Here is a 17,818-nt window from a genome sequence, read left to right as displayed (position 1 = left end):
GGCTGCGATCTTTTGAAAATTCAGAATCAGTGTGCCGACAGCTCAATCACACAGCATGGGCCATTGACGGAGATTTCCAGCAGGCCAGTGTTACCGTCGAGTTGCAGGCAATCATGGCGACCGAGCTTCGAAGCACTGTTACCGACCACCACATCCAGCGCATCGCTGATGCCGAACACCAACACCGTACCCGCCGAGCTGAAGAACCGCTGCTCGCCGCTCAACCACTGCAACCGCGCAGCGTAACGTTGCGGTGCGTAAATCAGGTTGAAATCGCGAATCGGACCGCCGAGCAATGTGCAGGAAACCTTGCTTTCACCACTGAAGGCATACGGGTCCAGCGGTAACAGCGACCGAGTGTCCTGGCCATCCACCGTCAAGGTCATGCCATCACCCTGCAGCACGGTGATCACCCGCTCGTAACCGGCGAAGGTGGAAAACCCGCCCGATTCGCCAATGTCGGCAATCGACAGGCGCCAGCCAAAACCATCCAGACCGGTGCCGGCATCGCGGGTGATTTCTTCGGTGCTGCCGCCGCCGTTTTTCCACGGCATGCGCGGGTAGTCTTTGGCGCGTAAAACCTTCAACTCATTCATTTATGAAACCGACCTTCCAGACGATGACGGGAACCGGGGTGGATCAAGCGAGCAGCGGTCACTGGCTGACGGCCGGACCAGGTGCGGCGACGGATCAGCAGGCACGGCTCGCCCTTTTCAATCTGAAGCAATTTGCATTCGGACGACTCGGCCAGGATCGCCTCGACCACGTGCTCGCCTTCGGTCAGCGGCGCGACCTGGTTCAGGTAGGCGTAGGGCGTTTGCAGGGTGAAGTCCTGTTTGAGGTAGTCCGGCGCCACCAGCGCATTGACGAAACGGTCTTCGATTTGCACCGGAATATCGTTTTCGAAATGCACGATCAGCGAGTGGAACACCTTCTGCCCTTCACGCATGTCCAGGGCCAGGGCGCGCTCGGAGCCGGCGGCCTCTTCTTCAAGGGTGATGACCTTGCAGGTGTGGCGATGACCGCGAGAGGCGATTTCGTCGGCGATGTTGTGCACTTCAAACAGGGCAGACTGGCTTTTCGGCTCGGCGACGAACGTGCCGACGCCTTGCATGCGCACCAACAGACCATCGGCGGTCATCTCGCGCAGGGCGCGGTTGATGGTCATGCGGCTAAAGCCCAACTGGCTGACCAGTTCACTTTCCGACGGCACACGATAGTGCGGCGGCCAGTTTCCACTGTCGATTTGCTGGGTGATCATTTGTTTGACGCGAGCGTACAAGGGCGCCGGACTGTCGCCCATGTTCGCGGCCAACGGAGAGACTGTAGGCGGAGTCGGCACGGTTAATCCTTGGTCGTTTGGATAGGGTTGCTAGCTTGCCGGAGTTTACCGGGCAGGCAAACGTCTGTATATGTATATACAAATAACACACGATGGGGTGCTGAACCATGTCCGCCTTCTTTGCCGAACGCGCGCTGCTGCCTAGTGGATGGGCCAACAATGTACGTCTTGAGGTCAACGCCGACGGCGTATTGACCCATATCCAGGCCGATTCCAACGCAGATGGCGCCGAACGGTTAAGCGGTCCGCTGCTGCCTGGCATGCCGAACCTGCACTCCCACGCCTTCCAGCGGGCCATGGCCGGGCTGGCGGAGGTGGCGGGCAATCCGAACGACAGTTTCTGGACCTGGCGCGACCTGATGTATCGCCTCGTCGGAAAAATCAGCCCGGAACAACTGGGCGTCATCGCCCGTCAGCTGTACATCGAAATGCTCAAGGCCGGTTACACATCGGTGGCGGAATTTCATTACGTGCACCATGACATCAGCGGCCAGCCTTACGCGGACCCGGCCGAACTGGCCCTGCGTATCAGCCAGGCCGCGGGTTCCGCCGGTATCGGCCTGACCCTGCTGCCGGTGCTCTACAGCCACTCCGGTTTTGGCGGCCAGACCCCGAACGAAGGTCAGCGCCGCTTCATCAACAGCACCGAAAACTACCTCAAGCTGCAATCGCGCCTGCAACCGGTGCTGGCACAGCAGCCGGCGCAAGCCCTCGGCCTGTGCTTCCACTCGCTGCGCGCAGTCACACCGCAGCAGATCAGCGAAGTGCTGGCGGCCAGCGACAAGCAATGCCCGGTGCACATCCACATCGCCGAGCAGCAGAAAGAAGTCGACGACTGCCTGACCTGGAGCGGTCGTCGTCCGCTGCAATGGCTGTACGAAAACGTCGACGTCGATCAGCGCTGGTGCCTGGTCCACGCGACCCACGCCAACCCGGAAGAAGTCACGTCGATGGCCAAGAGCCGCGCCATCGCCGGCCTGTGCCTGACCACCGAAGCCAACCTGGGCGACGGGATTTTCCCGGCGGTGGATTTCCTCGCCCAGGGCGGTCGCATGGGCATCGGTTCCGACAGCCATGTGTCGTTGAGCGTGGTGGAAGAATTGCGCTGGCTGGAATACGGCCAGCGTCTGCGCGACCAGCGGCGAAACCGCTTGTATGGCGCGGATCAACCGATGGTCGGGCGCACGCTGTTTGATGCGGCGCTGGATGGCGGTGCCCAGGCGCTGGGTCAGCCGATTGGCGCGCTGCAAGTCGGCAAGCGCGCCGACTGGCTGGTGCTCGACGGCAACGATCCGTACCTGGCAACGGCCAGCGGCGACGGGATTCTCAACCGCTGGTTGTTTGCCGGTGGCGATCGCCAGGTACGGGATGTGTTGGTCAATGGCCAGTGGGTTGTGCGTGACGGGCGGCATGCTGACGAGGAAGAAAGCAGCCGCGCCTTCACACAAGTCCTGCGCGATCTTCTGAACTAACGCAAAAACCTTGTAGGAGCGAGCCTGCTCGCGATGGCGTGTCAGTCGACATCGTTGTGTCTGATACTCCATCGCGAGCAGGCTCGCTCCTACAGGGTCATGCGTTGTTAGTTCGACGTCTCGGCCATCTGCTGCTCCGACGCCCGCCAGATCAGCCGCGTGGTGTCGTAACCCTGCTGACGCGCCTTGCTCAGCAGTTCCTCACGCACCACACCGTTAACGGTCGGTGTGCGCGACAACAGCCACAGATACTTGCGGCTCGGATCACCGACAATGGCGGTCTTGTAGTCATCGCTGACGTACAGCACCCAGTATTCGCCCTTTGCCGTGCCCGGGATCAGCCTGGAGAACCAGGTATCGAACTCGACCCACAACTTGTCGTTCTTGCCGGGCACCTGTGGATAAGCCGTGCCCTTGACCTCTTCCCATTGCCACTGTGCCGTCAGGCAGCGGTTCAGCACCGCGACATTGCCGTCGGGCTTGAGCGTGTAGTGGGCTTCGGACTGCGCGCAGTCGCGCTGGAAGTACATCGGCATGCGAGCCAGCTCGTACCAGGTGCCCTGGTAGCGCTTGAGATTGACGCTTTTGACAGTCTTGGGGGCCAATGTGTCCTGGCCAGACGTGGCACAGCCGGCCAACACCAGGCCGGCAAAAAGGATGATCAATAACCGCTTCATTATTTTTCTCCCGTGGGCGATCGCCCCGGTTTACTTCAGGCCTTGGCCGGAAAACATCAGCACTTTGTCACCGGCGAACTGCACGCTGATAAAGCTGTTCTTGTCGCCCCAGGTGCAGCTGGACATGCCGAGCGCGCCTGAACAATCGGCGGGTTTGCCCAACAGGGTCTCCACTTCGGCCTTGGCCATGCCGGCGGAGAGCTTCGAGTAGTTTTCCTGATTGACCTTGCTGCAGGCAGCGAGCAATACGCAGAACGAAAGCAGGGCGATGGAACGCAACGACATGGTGAAACTCCGGGGGCGTAGGGGATTGGCATGGCTGCCAAGCTGAAGCTTAGAAGAGAAAACCCCTGTCAGGTTCCCTGCCCGGCAGGCTATTTATCGGGCCACTCGTCTACCTTTTGCAGAAAATCAGCCACTTTGCCTGTTTACCGAGCATTTCGTCGCTTTTCAGAAAATCCGCCTAATCTTTGGCGCCGCTCAGTCGACATAAATGCAACGCAAAGCCACGTCGGTGGCATTTGCTCCCCCACTTTGTAGAACAGCCCCCTCTGCGGTAGCTCATCCATGACCAGAAACATGAAGTTCAGCCACAAGATATTGCTGGCTGCCGCCCTCGTGGTGGCCGTCGCATTCGCTTGTTTCATCCTGTTCAACGACTATCGCCAGCGCGAAACCTTGCGCACCAGTACCGAAGCCTCGATGCAGGAACTCGGCAGCCTGACCACCAGCAACATCCAGACCTGGCTGGAAAGCCGCATGCAATTGCTGCAGTCGATGGCCCAACAGGTCACCGCCGATGGCAATGCTCCCGCCAGCCTGAAACGAATCATCGACCTGCCCGCCTACACCGGCAATTTCCAGCTGAGCTACTTCGGCGGCGCCGACGGCGTGATGTTCTCGGTCCCGGCGGGCAACCGCGCGGCGGACTACGATCCGCGCGCCCGTGGCTGGTACAAGGCGGCCAATAGCGCGCAACAGACCATCGTCACCGAACCCTACATCGCCGCCTCCTCCGGCAAGCTGGTGATCACAGTCGCCACCCCGGTGCAGCACCAGGGCCAGATGATCGGTGTCGCCGGCGCCGACATCGATCTGTCCAGCGTCAGTGCGATCATCAATTCGCTGAACTTCGGCGGTCACGGCCATGCATTCATCGTCGGTGCCGACGGCAAGATCCTGATTCACCCGGACAGCAAGCTGGTACTCAAGAACCTGACCGAGGCCTACCCCAACGGTGCGCCGAAAGTCAGCCCGGGCATGAAGGAAGTCGAGATCGACGGCAAGCGCCAGTTCATCTCCTTCACCCACGTCAACGGCGTGCCGTCGGCGGACTGGTACGTGGCGCTGGCGCTCGACCAGGACACCGCGTTCTCGATGCTCAGCGAATTCCGCACCTCGGCGATCATCGCCATGGTGATTGCGGTGGTGATCATCATCGCGCTGTTAAGCATGTTGATCCGCGTGCTGATGCAGCCGCTGCTGACCATGGGTCGCGCCATGCACGACATTGCCGAAGGCGAAGGTGACCTGACCAAACGCCTGGTCATTCACGGCCACGACGAATTCGGCGCGCTGGGGCTGTCGTTCAACCGCTTCGTCGAGCGCATTCACACCTCGATCATCGAAGTGTCCTCGGCCACCGGCCAGGTCAACGAAGTGGCGCTGCGGGTGGTGGCCGCTTCCAACTCGTCGATGTTCAACTCCGACCAGCAAGCCTCGCGCACCAGCAGCGTGGCCGCGGCGATCAACCAACTCGGTGCCGCCGCCCAGGAAATCGCCCAGAACGCTGCCCTCGCCTCGCAACATTCCAGCGATGCTCGCAGCCTGGCCGAAGACGGCCAGCAGGTGGTGGATAAAACCATCGCGGCGATGCAGCAACTGTCGGCCAAGATCAGCGATTCGTGCGGCAACATCGAGACCCTCAACAGCAACACGGTCAACATCGGGCAGATCCTGGAAGTAATTACCAGCATCTCCCAGCAGACCAACCTGCTGGCACTGAACGCTGCGATTGAAGCGGCGCGAGCCGGTGAGGCCGGCCGTGGTTTCGCGGTGGTTGCCGACGAAGTGCGCAACCTCGCTCACCGCACCCAGGACTCGGCGCAGCAAGTGCAGACGATGATCGAAGAGCTGCAAGTCGGCGCACGGGCAGCGGTGGGCATCATGACCGACAGCCAGCGCCAGAGCGAAAGCAGCGTCGGCATCGCCAACCAGGCGGGCGAACGCCTGGGCAGCGTGACCCAGCGCATCGGAGAGATCGATGGCATGAACCAGTCGGTCGCCACCGCCACTGAAGAACAGACGGCCGTGGTGGAGTCGATCAACGTCGACATCACCGAGATCAACACGCTGAACCAGGAAGGTGTGGAGAACCTGCAGTCGACCTTGCGTGCGTGTGCCGATCTTGAGCAGCAGGCGGCGCGGTTGAAGCAGCTGGTTGGTAGTTTCAGGATCTGAGGCGGTGCTGAAGGCCCCATCGCGAGCCTGCTCGCGATGGCGGCATCAGCCACAATGAAGATTTAAAACCGTGAACCCGGCTTTGAGAGAAACGCCAACTCCTCAGCCGTCGACGCCCTTCCCAACACCGCATTGCGATGCGGAAACCGTCCAAACTGCGCAATCACCCTCTGATGCCGCTCGGCGTAATCCAGATAATCGGCAAACAGCGCCCGGTCACCTTCAGGCTGCTGCGCCACCAATTCGATACAACGCGAGACACCTTCGTTCTGCACCGCGAGGTTCTCGCTGTGCTCGAACACCAGGTAAATGAACACCCGCTGAATCGGCTGCAACTGCCGATCGAAATCCGCGGCAATGCCTTGGGCTACCAGTTTCTGTGCGCGGAAATCGCCGGAGAATGCTTTTGGAGTATCGCGAAAGATCATTCGCGGGATTTGATCGAGCAACAGCACCAGGGCCAGCCAACCTTCGGGACGTTGCATCCACTCGGTCAATCCGCCGGCCAGTGCCTGCTCGGCCAAGTCCCCGAAACGCTCACGCGCTTCGAGGTCCTGGCTGTCGCGCTTGCCAAACCATAACTTACCCTTCTGCGCCGCCACTTCCCTCGCTGACCCGGAACTTCCGAACCACCAATCAAGCAACGGCTGCCAGGGCGCGATCATGGTTTATTCCTTGTGGTAAGCCGTGACGCGGGCCACTTCTTCTTTCGAACCGAGGAACACCGCAACACGCTGGTGCAGGCCTTCCGGCTGGATGTCGAGGATGCGCTGGTGGCCGTCGGTGGACGCGCCACCCGCTTGCTCCACCAGGAACGACATCGGGTTGGCTTCGTACATCAGGCGCAATTTGCCCGGCTTGGATGGCTCGCGGCTGTCGCGTGGGTACATGAACAGGCCACCACGGGTCAGGATGCGGTGCACGTCGGCGACCATCGCGGCAACCCAGCGCATGTTGTAGTTCTTTTTCAGCGGGCCTTCATCGCCTGCCAGCAATTCGCTGACGTAGCGCTGTACCGGTGCTTCCCAGTGACGCTGGTTGGACGCGTTGATGGCAAATTCCTGGGTGGCTTCAGGAATGGTGATGTTTTCGTGGGTCAGTACGAAGCTGCCCATTTCACGGTCCAGGGTGAAGCCTTTCACGCCGTCGCCCAGGGTCAGGATCAGCATGGTCTGCGGACCGTAGATCGCGTAACCGGCGGCCACTTGCTGGGTGCCTGGCTGCAGGAAGGCCTTTTCATTCAAAGGCTCGTTCTGGCTCAAGTATTCGTTCGGGCAGCGCAGTACCGAGAAGATGGTGCCGACCGGAGCGTTGATGTCGATGTTCGACGAACCATCCAGCGGGTCGAATACCAGCAGGTACGCGCCTTTCGGGTATTTGCCCGGGATCTGGTAGGCATTGTCCATTTCTTCGGACGCCATGCCGGCCAGGTGACCGCCCCATTCGTTGGCTTCGAGCAGGATCTCGTTGGAGATCACGTCGAGCTTCTTCTGCACTTCGCCCTGGACGTTTTCAGTGCCCATGCTGCCCAGAACGCCACCCAGGGCGCCTTTGGACACGGCGTGGTTGATCTCCTTGCAGGCACGCGCCACCACTTCGATCAGGAAGCGCAGATCGGCAGGAGTGTTGTTGCTGCGGGTCTGCTCAATCAAATAGCGACTCAAGGTAACGCGGGACATGGAAGGCTCCGGTGGAATGGGGGGCTAAAAACCCGCGCAGTTTAACGCGAGTCGGGGCGCATTTCCTCCTATCAGACGTGATCGGCTGAAGAGAGTTCATGTGCGGGGATGAGCGTAGTTGGAAAAGGGCTGGGTGTGAGCCGGAAAGCAGCGGTCATATCAGCATCTTTATTAACTGATATACCGCTATCGCGGGCAAGCCCGCTCCCACAAGGACAGCGCCGTACCTGTGGGAGCGGGCTTGCCCGCGATCTGGCGCGAAGCGCCAGCCTAGGGTTTGACCGGCGGTTTACGCAGCAAACTGAACGCCATCGCCGACAGGAACAAGACACTGAGCAACAACACCGCCCACAAACCGAACTTCTTCCACTGGGTGTCCGTCGTCGCCAGCGTTTTCTCTGTCGATGCATTCGAGACCACCGCCCCGTCATCCACCATGGCCCGCCCCAAGGTCGCGAGCTTCGCCGGGCTGTAATCCGGAACCAGCGTCGACAGCGGCAAGTTCGCCGCCTTCGCCGTCGCATTCCCCACGACCAGCGTGTAAGGCCCCGGCCCGCGCGCCAGGAACACCAATTGTGTGGCGCGCACGGCAAACTTCAGCGTCGGCGCCTGATCACCCAGGCCGCCGCCGCGTTCGTCCACGGTCAGCTTCAATTGCTGGACGATTTGCCCCGACAGCTGCAATTCGTTTTGCACCACCTCTTGACCGTTCTGGGTCAGTCGATAAAGCAAACCGCTGCCCAAAGACTGCCATGGCAGGCTGCTGTCGCGCCGGCCGGCCAGGCTCACTGGCGCCAGGCTGTTGGGCTGGCTCAATTCGATCTGCACCCGCTCGACATTCAGCCCCATCGGCAACTGCCAGGTGTATTCACCCGCCTTCACGCTGCTGCCGGCCAATGCCTGGGACCAGACCAACGGCAGCGGCAAACTGCGGGTATTGGAGCTTTGCAGTTGCGCCGAAGTCAGTGTCGGCGCCGAATGCGGGGTGATCCACAGCAACCGCAGGTAGCGCGCCGACTGGCCAGGCAGGTTGACTTCATGCTGTTCGACCCGCTCGTCGGAATAGATCAGGCGTGCCACCTGCCCTTCGCCCCAGGACTGCCAATGCTGCAAATCATCGCTGGCTTCGACAGTGAAACGCTGGAAGCCGTCGCGCTCGCTGGTCCAGTCGAGAATCAACTGCTGCAACGGCGCCTTGATAGCCGAAGCGTCGAGCAACCAGCCGCGCAGCTCCTCCTCACCCGCCTCCAACTGACTGGAGGGTTGCACCTGGACCAATGTACCGTTGGTGTTCGATTGCACCCTCACGCTCGGCGCGGTTTCAGTGGCGTCCACCGAGCTGTACAGCGGAAACCATTTCACCTCGGTCAAGGTGCGCGTTTCACTGCTCTGCGCCGACTCCCGGGCCAAGGCATAAGCCTGAACATCGCCCACGGCGTTGAACACCCGCAGATCGCTCAGGTCGGCCTGCCGTGCATTCAGTTGTACGTTCAGGGGCAGTTCAAGGCGATACCAAGGGCCTTCGCCCGTCACCGACAAAGGCACCTGGGTGGTGAAGTCCGCTGGTTTTTCCAGGGCAACCGCCGACAACATCACACCCATGGCAACAGCGCCCAGCCAACCCTGGTTCAGCTTCTGATTCAAGATGACACTCCTTCGGATTCCGGGACCGGCTTCTCGACATCCGGCGCAGCTTCGGCACGCTTGGGTGGCAGCGGGGCGAAATAGCCCACCACCAGCAGCAATACGCCGACGCCGATAAACGACACGATCCGCGCCAGCCCGCCGCGGTTACTCAATTCGACAAAGAACAGCTTGGCCACGACCACGCCGATCAAGGCGGCGCCGATCAACCAGACTTCACGGCGGCGACGCAAATGGCCGCCGATCATCAGGCTCAGGGCCATCAAGGTCCAGACGATGGACAGGCCGGCTTGCACCAGCATCGATTCCAGCAACAGATCCAGCTCGAACGGCACCCCGCTCCAATGGTGCGCCGTGCGCATTACCAATGCCGTAAAGAACACGAACAGCGAGGCTCCTGCGACCCCTTGGGTGGCGATGGCGGCGTAATCCTCACGCACCGCCAGTTGTGTCATGGCGCTGCGGGACCAGACATGGACGCCGAACAACGCGAACAACAGGCCCAGCTCCAGCGGGTTGATCAATGGCACGTAAGGCATTGGCTCGGCGTTGCCGTCACTGGCGACATTCGCCAGCCAGAACCAGCCGAGCATCAACAACGCCAGCGGCGCGGCGGCGTATACACAGTATTCGCGCGGATACGCAGACACTGGCCAAGGCCACGCGCGAGGTGCCGCCATCAGCACCAGGTACAGACTTGGCAGAATCGCCCAACCCAACCAGCGCCAGGCGTTGTATTGCTCGGACAACACCAGCAAGCCGTAACGCAGCTCCAGAGCCAGTACACCCATCAATAGCCAACAGCCGAGCACATGGGCGACGCTCGTCACCCGCGCCGGCAGCATGGGCGCCAGGCGCCGCAGGGACATGAAATGCACAACGAACACCGCGGCCCACGCCAGCCAGCCGACGTTGGCCGCCGGGTGATAACGCGAGTGCCAGGCCGCGAGCAACACCAGCGCCGCCGCGGGAATCAACACCGTGCAGAGCACGCCCAGTGACGGCCATTTCAAGCGCAGAGCCAATACCGTCCACAGCGCCACACTCGCGGCAGCGATGCCCAACAACAAAGTCGCCCGCATCGGCAACGGCGCAAAATGCACCACTTCGATGACCCAGGCCAACGCCCACCAGCCTGCGCCCCACACCAGCAACGCCTGGGACAATCGCAACAGGCTCAGCCCTTCGAACGCTCCGAGCGAATGACCAATCTGCAAACGCCAGGCTCCGACCATCGCCGCCAGCCCCAGCACCAGCGGCGCCCAGAATCCAGCATGAGCCAGGGGACTCAGCCCTTCACTGAATAACGGCCCCGTCGTCAGGAACAGCGCGCCACCCAACAGTTGCACGGCGAGCGCGGTGAACACGAAGGTGCGCGATGGCAGGCGCAAGCCAACCAACAACGTCAGCGCCCCGGCCAGGGCCCAACTGATCACCGTGCCGTGGCTGAAGAAAAACAACGGCGCCAGCAAATAGAGAAACGCCAGCCCGAGGCACGCCAGGACTGGCAGGCCTTTCAGTTCCCAAGGCCTGATCTGTTCCGGCAGGGCTTTACGCAACTGGTAGAAGCTGAACAGCAACGCGATCCCCAGTAACAACGCGCCTAACGGTACGCCGCCGAGCAGGCTGCTCTCGCTGTTGTGCAGCTCGCTGAGAAACACCAGCGCCGAACCCAGTTGCAGGAGCAGGGCAAAAGCCCGACCCAAGGGCCTTTGCTGGCGCAGACCGAGCCAGAAGATCCCTGCGCCCTCCACTGCCCACGCCGCTGTCGTCCAGCGTGCATCGAGCCCCAGCGGTATCGCCAGGCTGGCGAAGATCACGCCCAAAGCCAGGCAGGTTTCCCCCAGCAACAGCGTGCGCCCGGCCATCAGCCAACGGGCAAGCCCCATGTAAATAATGCCCAGCGCCAAGGCACTGAACGCCGCCGCGAACTCCAGATGCTGTACCAGTGCGAACTGCAAGCCGAAACCCGCCAGCGGCGGACCGAACAACAGTGTGCCGTCGACGTAGTTGCCCTTGCGCGCCGACCACTGCAGCAGCGATTCGCGACTGCTCTCTGCCGGTGCATCGCTCATTTCCAGCAACCTGCGCCGGGCGAACAGCAGACCAATGGCCAGGTACATCAGGAAAAACAAAATCAGAAACGGTTCGGTGCTCCACAGCAGTTCCGGCGAATAGGAGCGCAGGCCCCAGGCGAAACCGATGCCGAAGGTGCCGCTGAACCCGATGACATTCAACAGCCGCCAGGCCTTGAACCAGGCAATAGCGAAGATGCCGGCGTTGAGCAGGGCAAAGTAGCTGAACAGTGCGACGTGGCTGCCGGCGCCGGTGGAGGCCAGGATGGGCGCGGCGAAGCCACCCAGTGCGGCAGCGGCGGCCAGACCCAGGGAGTCCTGGGTAATGGCGAGAATCGCCGAACAGACCGTCACCGCCACCAGCAGACCGAACCCCGCCGAGGGATCGAGCAGCGGATGCAGGCGCATCGCGGCAAACACTGTCAGGTACAACACGGCGATCCCGGCGCCCTGCAGGATCAACGCGTAACTGCTGTTGCGCGCTCGCAACCACCAACCCAGCCCGAGCAACCCCAAGGCTGACGCCGCAACACCTGCGTAACGCAACTCAATCGGCACCACCACGCCTTCGGTGGCATAACGCAGCAGAAAGGCCAGGCCGAGGAACAGCAGCACCACGCCGACCCGCAACACGGTATTGCCGCCGAACAACCAGGCCCGGGCACGGCTGATGGCGCGATCGATGAGGTTCGGGCCACGCGGGGGGGCAGGTGGTTGTGCCTGGCGAGCGATCGGCTCAGCCTTCCAGGCATCGGCGGGCTGCGAACGGTTGGTTTCGGTGGTCGCTGCGGTGATCGGTTCGAGTTCGGGCGGCAGTTCCCAGAGCAACTCCGAGGCTGCGGGAGGTGCTTCATCAAGGACGGTTTCAGGTGAGACAAGGGGTTCGCTGACTTCCGGCGTCTTGACGCCCGATGCTTCGAGCAGCGCCAGCCGTTGCTCGACCGCGTGCAGCGCTACCTGCGCCTGCTTCAGCAAACGCTGCTGCTCGACGGCCTGCGAGTCCAGGCGAGCCATGCGCAGGGCTTGGCCGATACCCAATCCGAGTAACGCGCCCAGCAGCGCATAGCTGAATGACTCGTCGAGTATCCAGCCGAGCACCAGCCCTATCAGCATGAACATCCATTGCATGGTCGATATCCCTAAGCCCATTGGCCAATCCGGAAAGATTAGCTCAGCCGTATCCATAAAGATCGCAGCCTCCGGCAGTTCCTACATAGTCGCGGTATGACGCGATCCTGCAGGAGCTGCCGAAGGCTGCGATCTTTTTCGGCGCGCCAGTATATCCACCTGCCTGAAGACTTACTCCAGCGCCTTCCAGATTTCCGTGGCGTACTCGCGAATGGTCCGGTCCGAGGAGAACCAGCCCATCCGCGCCGTGTTCAACACCGCTGAACGCCACCACTCCTTCGAATCGTGCCAATGGGCTTCGACGCGCATCTGCGCGTGCCAGTAGGAATCGAAGTCGGCGCAAACCAGGAAGCGGTCGTAGTCCACCAGCGAATCGATCAACCCGGCATAACGGGACGGATCATCCGGCGAGAACACCCCGCCGCGAATCGCTTGCAGCACATCGTTCAGACGGTGGGACACGGCAATATCCGGCGCCGCGCTGAACTCATGGTTCTGCTTGCGCGCCTCCACCTGCTGCGCGCTGAGGCCGAAGATGAACATGTGCTCGGCGCCGATGCGGTCGCGCATTTCCACGTTGGCCCCGTCCAGGGTGCCGATGGTCAGCGCACCGTTCAGGCCGAATTTCATGTTGCTGGTGCCCGACGCTTCGAAACCGGCGGTGGAGATCTGCTCGGACAAATCCGCCGCCGGAATGATGCTTTCTGCGAGGCTGACGTTGTAGTTGGGCAGGAACACCACTTTGAGCAAGCCGCGCACGGTCGGGTCGTTGTTCACCACCCGGGCGATGTCGTTGGTCAGCTTGATGATCAGTTTGGCCTGGTGATAACTCGCGGCCGCCTTGCCGGCGAAGATCTTCACCCGTGGCACCCAGTCGATTTCAGGTTCCGCGCGAATCGCCTGGTACAACGCCACGGTGTGCATCAGGTTGAGCAACTGGCGTTTGTATTCGTGGATTCGCTTGACCTGCACGTCGAACATCGCCGCCGGGTTGACCGCCACGCCCAGCCGCTCATGAATCAGGTACGCCAGGGCCTTCTTGCTGTGCAGGCGTTGCTCGGCAAACGCCTTGCGGAATGCACTTTTCTCGGCGAACGGTTCGAGGGCGAGCAAACGCTCTTCCGGGTTATCCAGCACTTCGGGCCCAAGGGTATCGACCAGCATCGAGGTCAGCTCGGGGTTGGCCTGATACAGCCAGCGGCGGAAGGTGATGCCGTTGGTTTTGTTGTTGATCCGCTCCGGGTAGAGCTTGTGCAGTTCGGAGAACACCGTTTGGCGCATCAGTTGCGTGTGCAGCCCGGACACACCGTTGATGCTGTGGGAACCGAGAAACGCCAGGTTGCCCATGCGCACCCGGCGTCCATTGGTTTCCTCGATCAGCGACACCGCGCGCAACACGTCGAAGTCGTGGATGCCTTTGGCCCGCAGGGAGTCGATGTGCTGGGCGTTGATCAGGTAAATGATCTGCATGTGCCGTGGCAGCATGCGTTCCATCAGGCCGACCGGCCAGGTTTCCAGCGCTTCGGGGAGCAGGGTGTGGTTGGTGTAGGACAGCGTATCGACGGTGACCTGCCACGCCGCGTCCCATGCCACGTCGTACACGTCGACCAGTTGCCGCATCAGTTCAGCCACGGCAATCGAAGGGTGGGTGTCGTTGAGTTGAATCGCCGCGTGGTCGCCCAGGGTCAGCACCGAGGTGTGCATGTTGCGATGGCGGCGCAGCAGATCCTGCAACGAGGCGGCGACAAAGAAGTATTCCTGACGCAAACGCAGTTCCTGGCCGGCTTCGGTGCTGTCCGCTGGATATAGCACGCGGGAGATACTCTCGGCCCGCGCCACTTCAGCCACTGCACCCAAGTGATCACCGGCGTTGAAGCGCTCCAGATGCAGATCTTCCATGGCTCGGGCGCGCCACAAACGCAGCGTGTTGACGCTTGCCCCGCGCCAACCGACCACTGGCGTGTCATACGCAATGGCCCGTACGGTTTCCGCCGGGTGCCAGACTTGCCTGGACTTGCCGCTGTCATCGGTCACAGTCTCGACACCGCCACCGAAGCCGATCGGGTAAACCACCTCCGGGCGCTCGAACTCCCACGGGTTGCCGAAATCCAGCCAGTGTTCGGTCTGCTCCTGTTGCCAGCCATCGACGATGGCCTGGCGGAACAAGCCGTGTTCGTAACGAATACCGTAGCCATGACCAGCGATGCCGAGGGTCGACATACTTTCCATGAAACACGCCGCCAGACGCCCGAGGCCGCCGTTCCCCAGGGCCGCATCGGGCTCCAGCAGGCGGATGCGCTCAAGGTCGACACCGAGTTCCGTCAGCGCCTCGCGGGCCACGTCGAGCAGGCCGAGGTTGCTCAGGCTGTCGTAGAGCAGTCGGCCGATGAGGAATTCCAGGGAGAGGTAATAAACGCGCTTCTGGCCTTTGCGGTAGATCTGCCGCGTGTGGTCCATCCAGTGCTCGACCATGTGGTCCCGCGCGGCCAGGGCAATGGCTTCGAACCAGTCGTGGTCGAAGGCGTGATCCGGGTCTTTACCCACTGCATAAGTGAGCTTGGTCAAGACGGCGTCGCGGAATGCGGCCACCTCTGCTTCGCGAACAAGTGGTTCTTGAGTCATCGATAGGACCTCGAGCGAGCTTGGAGTTGTCTGAGCCTAGTCGGTCTGACAGGCGGTAGAGGCTCTGGTTCGGCAGTTTTTCCTTTGAATGCGAGCTGAATCGACATTGCGTTGTCTGGTGCCTGAATCAATGCAGGGCCCGTGCCTGTTTTCCGGTTGTTTGCACCGCCTACGAAAAAAACTGGCGAAAGGTTGTTCAAAAATCCACCAGTCCCGGTATGATCGCGCGCCCTGATGCACACGCTGGTAACAAACGATGATGAAGCCGAACCTGATCGCTGCCGCAGAGATCGACCGCCTCGATACCTGGGCCAAGTACTCTGCCCCGATGTGCGGCTCGTGCATGTCCAGCTGCTGCACCCTGCCCGTCGAGGTCAAGATCAAGGATCTGATCCGCATCGGCGTGGTCGATGAATTCGAGCTGGGTGATCCGCCGAAGAACATCGCCAAGCGCCTGCAAAAGGAAGGTCTGGTCGAGCGCTTCAACCAGAAGTCAGGAATCTTTACCCTCCAGCGCATGAGCAACAACGACTGCCTGTACCTGGATCGTAAGAGCCGTCTGTGCACTATTTATGAAAAGCGCCCGGATACCTGCCGCAATCACCCAAAAATCGGCCCGCGGCCGGGGTATTGCGCGTACAAGCCCAAGGAAGTGGAGCGCGAGCGGAGTTCGCGGAGTATCGAGCGGTTCTGACACCCACAAACACCGAGTAAATCCCAGACAAACAAAAACGCCCCCGGCCTTTCGACCGGGGGCGTTTTTTTGTCAGCTAACTAAATGACTTAGTTACCGGACTTCTTGGCAGCGCGGGTACGCTCGCTTTCGCCCAGGATCTTCTTGCGAAGACGGATGGACTTAGGCGTGACTTCACACAGCTCGTCTTCTTGTACGAATTCCAGAGCTTGCTCCAGAGTGAAGCGTACAGGCGGAACCAGAGCGATGGTTTCGTCTTTACCCGAAGCGCGCATGTTGTCGAGCTTCTTGCCTTTGGTTGGGTTAACACCCAGGTCGTTGTCGCGGCTGTTCAGACCAACGATTTGACCTTCATAGATGTCCTGGCCGTGTTCGATGAACAGCTTGCCACGCGACTGCAGGGTTTCCAGCGAGTAGGTCAGTGCCTTACCGGTAGCAACCGATACCAGCACGCCGTTCTGACGGCCGGACATGTCACCGGACTTCATGGTGTCGTAACGGTCGAAGATCGAGGTCAGGATGCCTGCACCGGAGGTCAGGGTCAGGAACTCGTTACGGAAACCGATCAGACCACGGGCCGGGATGTTGTACTCAAGGCGCACACGGCCCTTGCCATCCGGAACCATGTTGGTCAGGTCGCCTTTACGGATACCGATCTGTTCCATGATCGCGCCCTGGGATTCTTCCGGCAGGTCGATGGTCACGTTTTCGTACGGTTCGTGCTTGACGCCATCAACCATACGGATGATCACTTCCGGACGACCAACACCCATTTCGAAGCCTTCGCGACGCATGGTTTCGATCAGTACCGAGAGGTGCAGCTCACCACGGCCGGAGACTTTGAACTTGTCGGCGGTGTCGCCTTCTTCAACGCGCAGAGCAACGTTGAACAGCAGTTCCTTGTCCAGACGTTCCTTGATGTTACGGCTGGTCACGAACTTGCCTTCTTTACCGCAGAAAGGCGAGTCGTTTACCTGGAAGGTCATGGAAACGGTTGGTTCGTCAACGGTCAGCGGCTTCATCGCTTCGACGTTCAGTGGGTCGCACAGGGTGTCGGAGATGAACAGCTGGTCGAAGCCACTGATGCAGACGATGTCGCCAGCCAAAGCTTCTTCAACGTCAATGCGGTGCAGGCCGTGGTGACCCATCAGCTTCAGGATACGACCGTTGCGCTTCTTGCCGTCAGCGTCGATAGCCACGACCGGAGTGTTCGGCTTGACGCGACCGCGAGCGATACGGCCAACGCCGATCACACCCAGGAAGCTGTTGTAGTCCAGTGCGGAGATCTGCATCTGGAACGGACCGTCACGGTCGACTTTCGGCGCTGGTACGTTGTCGACGATCGACTGGTACAGCGGGGTCATGTCTTCAGCCATTTCAGTGTGGTCCAGACCGGCAATACCGTTCAGGGCCGAGGCGTAGACGACTTTGAAGTCCAGCTGTTCTTCGGTAGCACCCAGGTTGTCGAACAGGTCGAAGATCTGGTCCAGAACCCAGTCCGGACGCGCGCCTGGACGGTCAACCTTGTTGATGACCACGATTGGACGCAGGCCGGCTTCGAAAGCCTTCTTGGTCACGAAACGGGTTTGCGGCATAGGGCCGTCTTGAGCGTCAACCAGCAGCAGAACGGAGTCGACCATCGACATTACGCGTTCAACTTCGCCGCCGAAGTCGGCGTGGCCCGGGGTGTCCACGATGTTGATGTGGTAGCCGTTCCAGTTGATGGCGGTGTTTTTCGCCAGAATGGTAATACCGCGCTCTTTTTCCTGGTCGTTGGAGTCCATCACGCGCTCGTCGTTGAGCTCGTTGCGCTCCAGGGTGCCGGATTGACGCAGGAGTTTGTCTACCAGGGTGGTCTTACCATGGTCAACGTGGGCAATGATGGCGATGTTGCGTAGATTTTCGATCACTTGTGTATCTCGATCAGAGGATTCGGTGTGCTGACAAGTCTTGGCAGCGATTAACAGTAGCGTCCGTGAAAGCCGTTACAGCTTGACGGTGGCATCGGGGGGCCGGTGACGCAGG

13 protein-coding genes are annotated in these 17,818 nt (G+C 60.8%); 3 read left to right on the top strand and 10 right to left on the bottom strand.

The annotated features are described in order from the left end of the window. Window positions 1-26 precede the first annotated feature (26 nt). Together AABM52_RS01780 and hutC are read right to left on the bottom strand one after the other, a co-directional pair. The gene (locus tag AABM52_RS01780) at window positions 27-596 is read right to left on the bottom strand and encodes a HutD family protein (RefSeq protein ID WP_347910116.1); all 570 of its coding nucleotides are present in this window, start codon (window positions 594-596) and stop codon (window positions 27-29) included. Next, window positions 593-1,303, bottom strand: a complete 711-nt coding sequence (hutC, locus tag AABM52_RS01775) for a histidine utilization repressor (protein WP_173677901.1) — start codon at window positions 1,301-1,303, stop codon at window positions 593-595. The genes AABM52_RS01780 and hutC overlap by 4 nt, the downstream gene beginning before the upstream one ends. A gap of 146 nt (window positions 1,304-1,449) precedes the next feature. Here hutC and AABM52_RS01770 point away from each other — a divergent pair, with 146 nt between their 5' ends. After that, entirely contained in the window at window positions 1,450-2,814 is a 1,365-nt protein-coding gene (locus tag AABM52_RS01770) for a formimidoylglutamate deiminase (RefSeq protein WP_347910115.1), read from the top strand. A gap of 107 nt (window positions 2,815-2,921) precedes the next feature. On the opposite strand, the gene AABM52_RS01765 is transcribed toward AABM52_RS01770, so the two are convergent. Then, window positions 2,922-3,491 carry a lipocalin family protein gene (locus AABM52_RS01765; protein ID WP_347910114.1) on the bottom strand — a complete coding sequence of 190 codons (570 nt, stop codon included), beginning with the start codon at window positions 3,489-3,491 and terminating at the stop codon, window positions 2,922-2,924. Between the two features lie 30 nt (window positions 3,492-3,521). After that, window positions 3,522-3,776 carry a hypothetical protein gene (locus AABM52_RS01760; protein ID WP_056725770.1) on the bottom strand — a complete coding sequence of 85 codons (255 nt, stop codon included), beginning with the start codon at window positions 3,774-3,776 and terminating at the stop codon, window positions 3,522-3,524. A gap of 282 nt (window positions 3,777-4,058) precedes the next feature. On the opposite strand from AABM52_RS01760, the gene AABM52_RS01755 reads away from it, so the two are divergent. After that, window positions 4,059-5,951, top strand: a complete 1,893-nt coding sequence (locus tag AABM52_RS01755; protein ID WP_347910113.1) for a methyl-accepting chemotaxis protein — start codon at window positions 4,059-4,061, stop codon at window positions 5,949-5,951. Window positions 5,952-6,013: 62 nt separating this feature from the next. Here the strand turns inward: AABM52_RS01755 and AABM52_RS01750 are convergent, their stop codons facing one another. From AABM52_RS01750 to AABM52_RS01730, 5 genes are all read right to left on the bottom strand, one after another. Further along, on the bottom strand, window positions 6,014-6,616 hold the full coding sequence (locus tag AABM52_RS01750; protein ID WP_347910112.1) for a DUF924 family protein: 603 nt from the start codon (window positions 6,614-6,616) through the stop codon (window positions 6,014-6,016). 3 nt (window positions 6,617-6,619) lie between these two features. Then, window positions 6,620-7,630, bottom strand: a complete 1,011-nt coding sequence (locus tag AABM52_RS01745; protein WP_007975526.1) for a class 1 fructose-bisphosphatase — start codon at window positions 7,628-7,630, stop codon at window positions 6,620-6,622. A gap of 270 nt (window positions 7,631-7,900) precedes the next feature. Then, window positions 7,901-9,274 carry a DUF3999 domain-containing protein gene (locus AABM52_RS01740; RefSeq protein WP_347910111.1) on the bottom strand — a complete coding sequence of 458 codons (1,374 nt, stop codon included), beginning with the start codon at window positions 9,272-9,274 and terminating at the stop codon, window positions 7,901-7,903. Then, a complete protein-coding gene (locus AABM52_RS01735; RefSeq protein ID WP_347910110.1) occupies window positions 9,271-12,477 on the bottom strand; it encodes a DUF2339 domain-containing protein in 3,207 nt (1,068 codons plus the stop codon). The genes AABM52_RS01740 and AABM52_RS01735 overlap by 4 nt, the downstream gene beginning before the upstream one ends. 171 nt (window positions 12,478-12,648) lie before the next feature. After that, complete coding sequence (locus AABM52_RS01730; protein ID WP_347910109.1) at window positions 12,649-15,099, bottom strand: glycogen/starch/alpha-glucan phosphorylase; 2,451 nt, start codon at window positions 15,097-15,099, stop codon at window positions 12,649-12,651. Between the two features lie 256 nt (window positions 15,100-15,355). On the opposite strand from AABM52_RS01730, the gene AABM52_RS01725 reads away from it, so the two are divergent. Next, on the top strand, window positions 15,356-15,793 hold the full coding sequence (locus AABM52_RS01725) for a YkgJ family cysteine cluster protein (RefSeq protein WP_108216195.1): 438 nt from the start codon (window positions 15,356-15,358) through the stop codon (window positions 15,791-15,793). 89 nt (window positions 15,794-15,882) lie between these two features. Here the strand turns inward: AABM52_RS01725 and typA are convergent, their stop codons facing one another. Further along, window positions 15,883-17,703, bottom strand: a complete 1,821-nt coding sequence (gene typA, locus AABM52_RS01720) for a translational GTPase TypA (RefSeq protein ID WP_046041316.1) — start codon at window positions 17,701-17,703, stop codon at window positions 15,883-15,885. Window positions 17,704-17,818 lie beyond the last annotated feature (115 nt).

Origin of the sequence: Pseudomonas grandcourensis (genome assembly GCF_039909015.1) — a bacterium.
GTDB classification, from domain to species: domain Bacteria; phylum Pseudomonadota; class Gammaproteobacteria; order Pseudomonadales; family Pseudomonadaceae; genus Aquipseudomonas; species Aquipseudomonas grandcourensis.
This window is presented reverse-complemented; position numbering and strand designations above follow the sequence as displayed.

Excerpts from the sequence above, each read along its gene's own strand:
- AABM52_RS01780 (WP_347910116.1), bottom strand. The coding sequence starts at position 596 with ATGAATGAGTTGAAGGTTTTACGCGCCAAAGACTACCCGCGCATGCCG.
- hutC (WP_173677901.1), bottom strand. The coding sequence starts at position 1,303 with ATGGGCGACAGTCCGGCGCCCTTGTACGCTCGCGTCAAACAAATGATC.
- AABM52_RS01770 (WP_347910115.1), top strand. The coding sequence starts at position 1,450 with ATGTCCGCCTTCTTTGCCGAACGCGCGCTGCTGCCTAGTGGATGGGCC.
- AABM52_RS01765 (WP_347910114.1), bottom strand. The coding sequence starts at position 3,491 with ATGAAGCGGTTATTGATCATCCTTTTTGCCGGCCTGGTGTTGGCCGGC.
- AABM52_RS01760 (WP_056725770.1), bottom strand. The coding sequence starts at position 3,776 with ATGTCGTTGCGTTCCATCGCCCTGCTTTCGTTCTGCGTATTGCTCGCT.
- AABM52_RS01755 (WP_347910113.1), top strand. The coding sequence starts at position 4,059 with ATGACCAGAAACATGAAGTTCAGCCACAAGATATTGCTGGCTGCCGCC.
- AABM52_RS01750 (WP_347910112.1), bottom strand. The coding sequence starts at position 6,616 with ATGATCGCGCCCTGGCAGCCGTTGCTTGATTGGTGGTTCGGAAGTTCC.
- AABM52_RS01745 (WP_007975526.1), bottom strand. The coding sequence starts at position 7,630 with ATGTCCCGCGTTACCTTGAGTCGCTATTTGATTGAGCAGACCCGCAGC.
- AABM52_RS01735 (WP_347910110.1), bottom strand. The coding sequence starts at position 12,477 with ATGCAATGGATGTTCATGCTGATAGGGCTGGTGCTCGGCTGGATACTC.
- AABM52_RS01730 (WP_347910109.1), bottom strand. The coding sequence starts at position 15,099 with ATGACTCAAGAACCACTTGTTCGCGAAGCAGAGGTGGCCGCATTCCGC.
- AABM52_RS01725 (WP_108216195.1), top strand. The coding sequence starts at position 15,356 with ATGATGAAGCCGAACCTGATCGCTGCCGCAGAGATCGACCGCCTCGAT.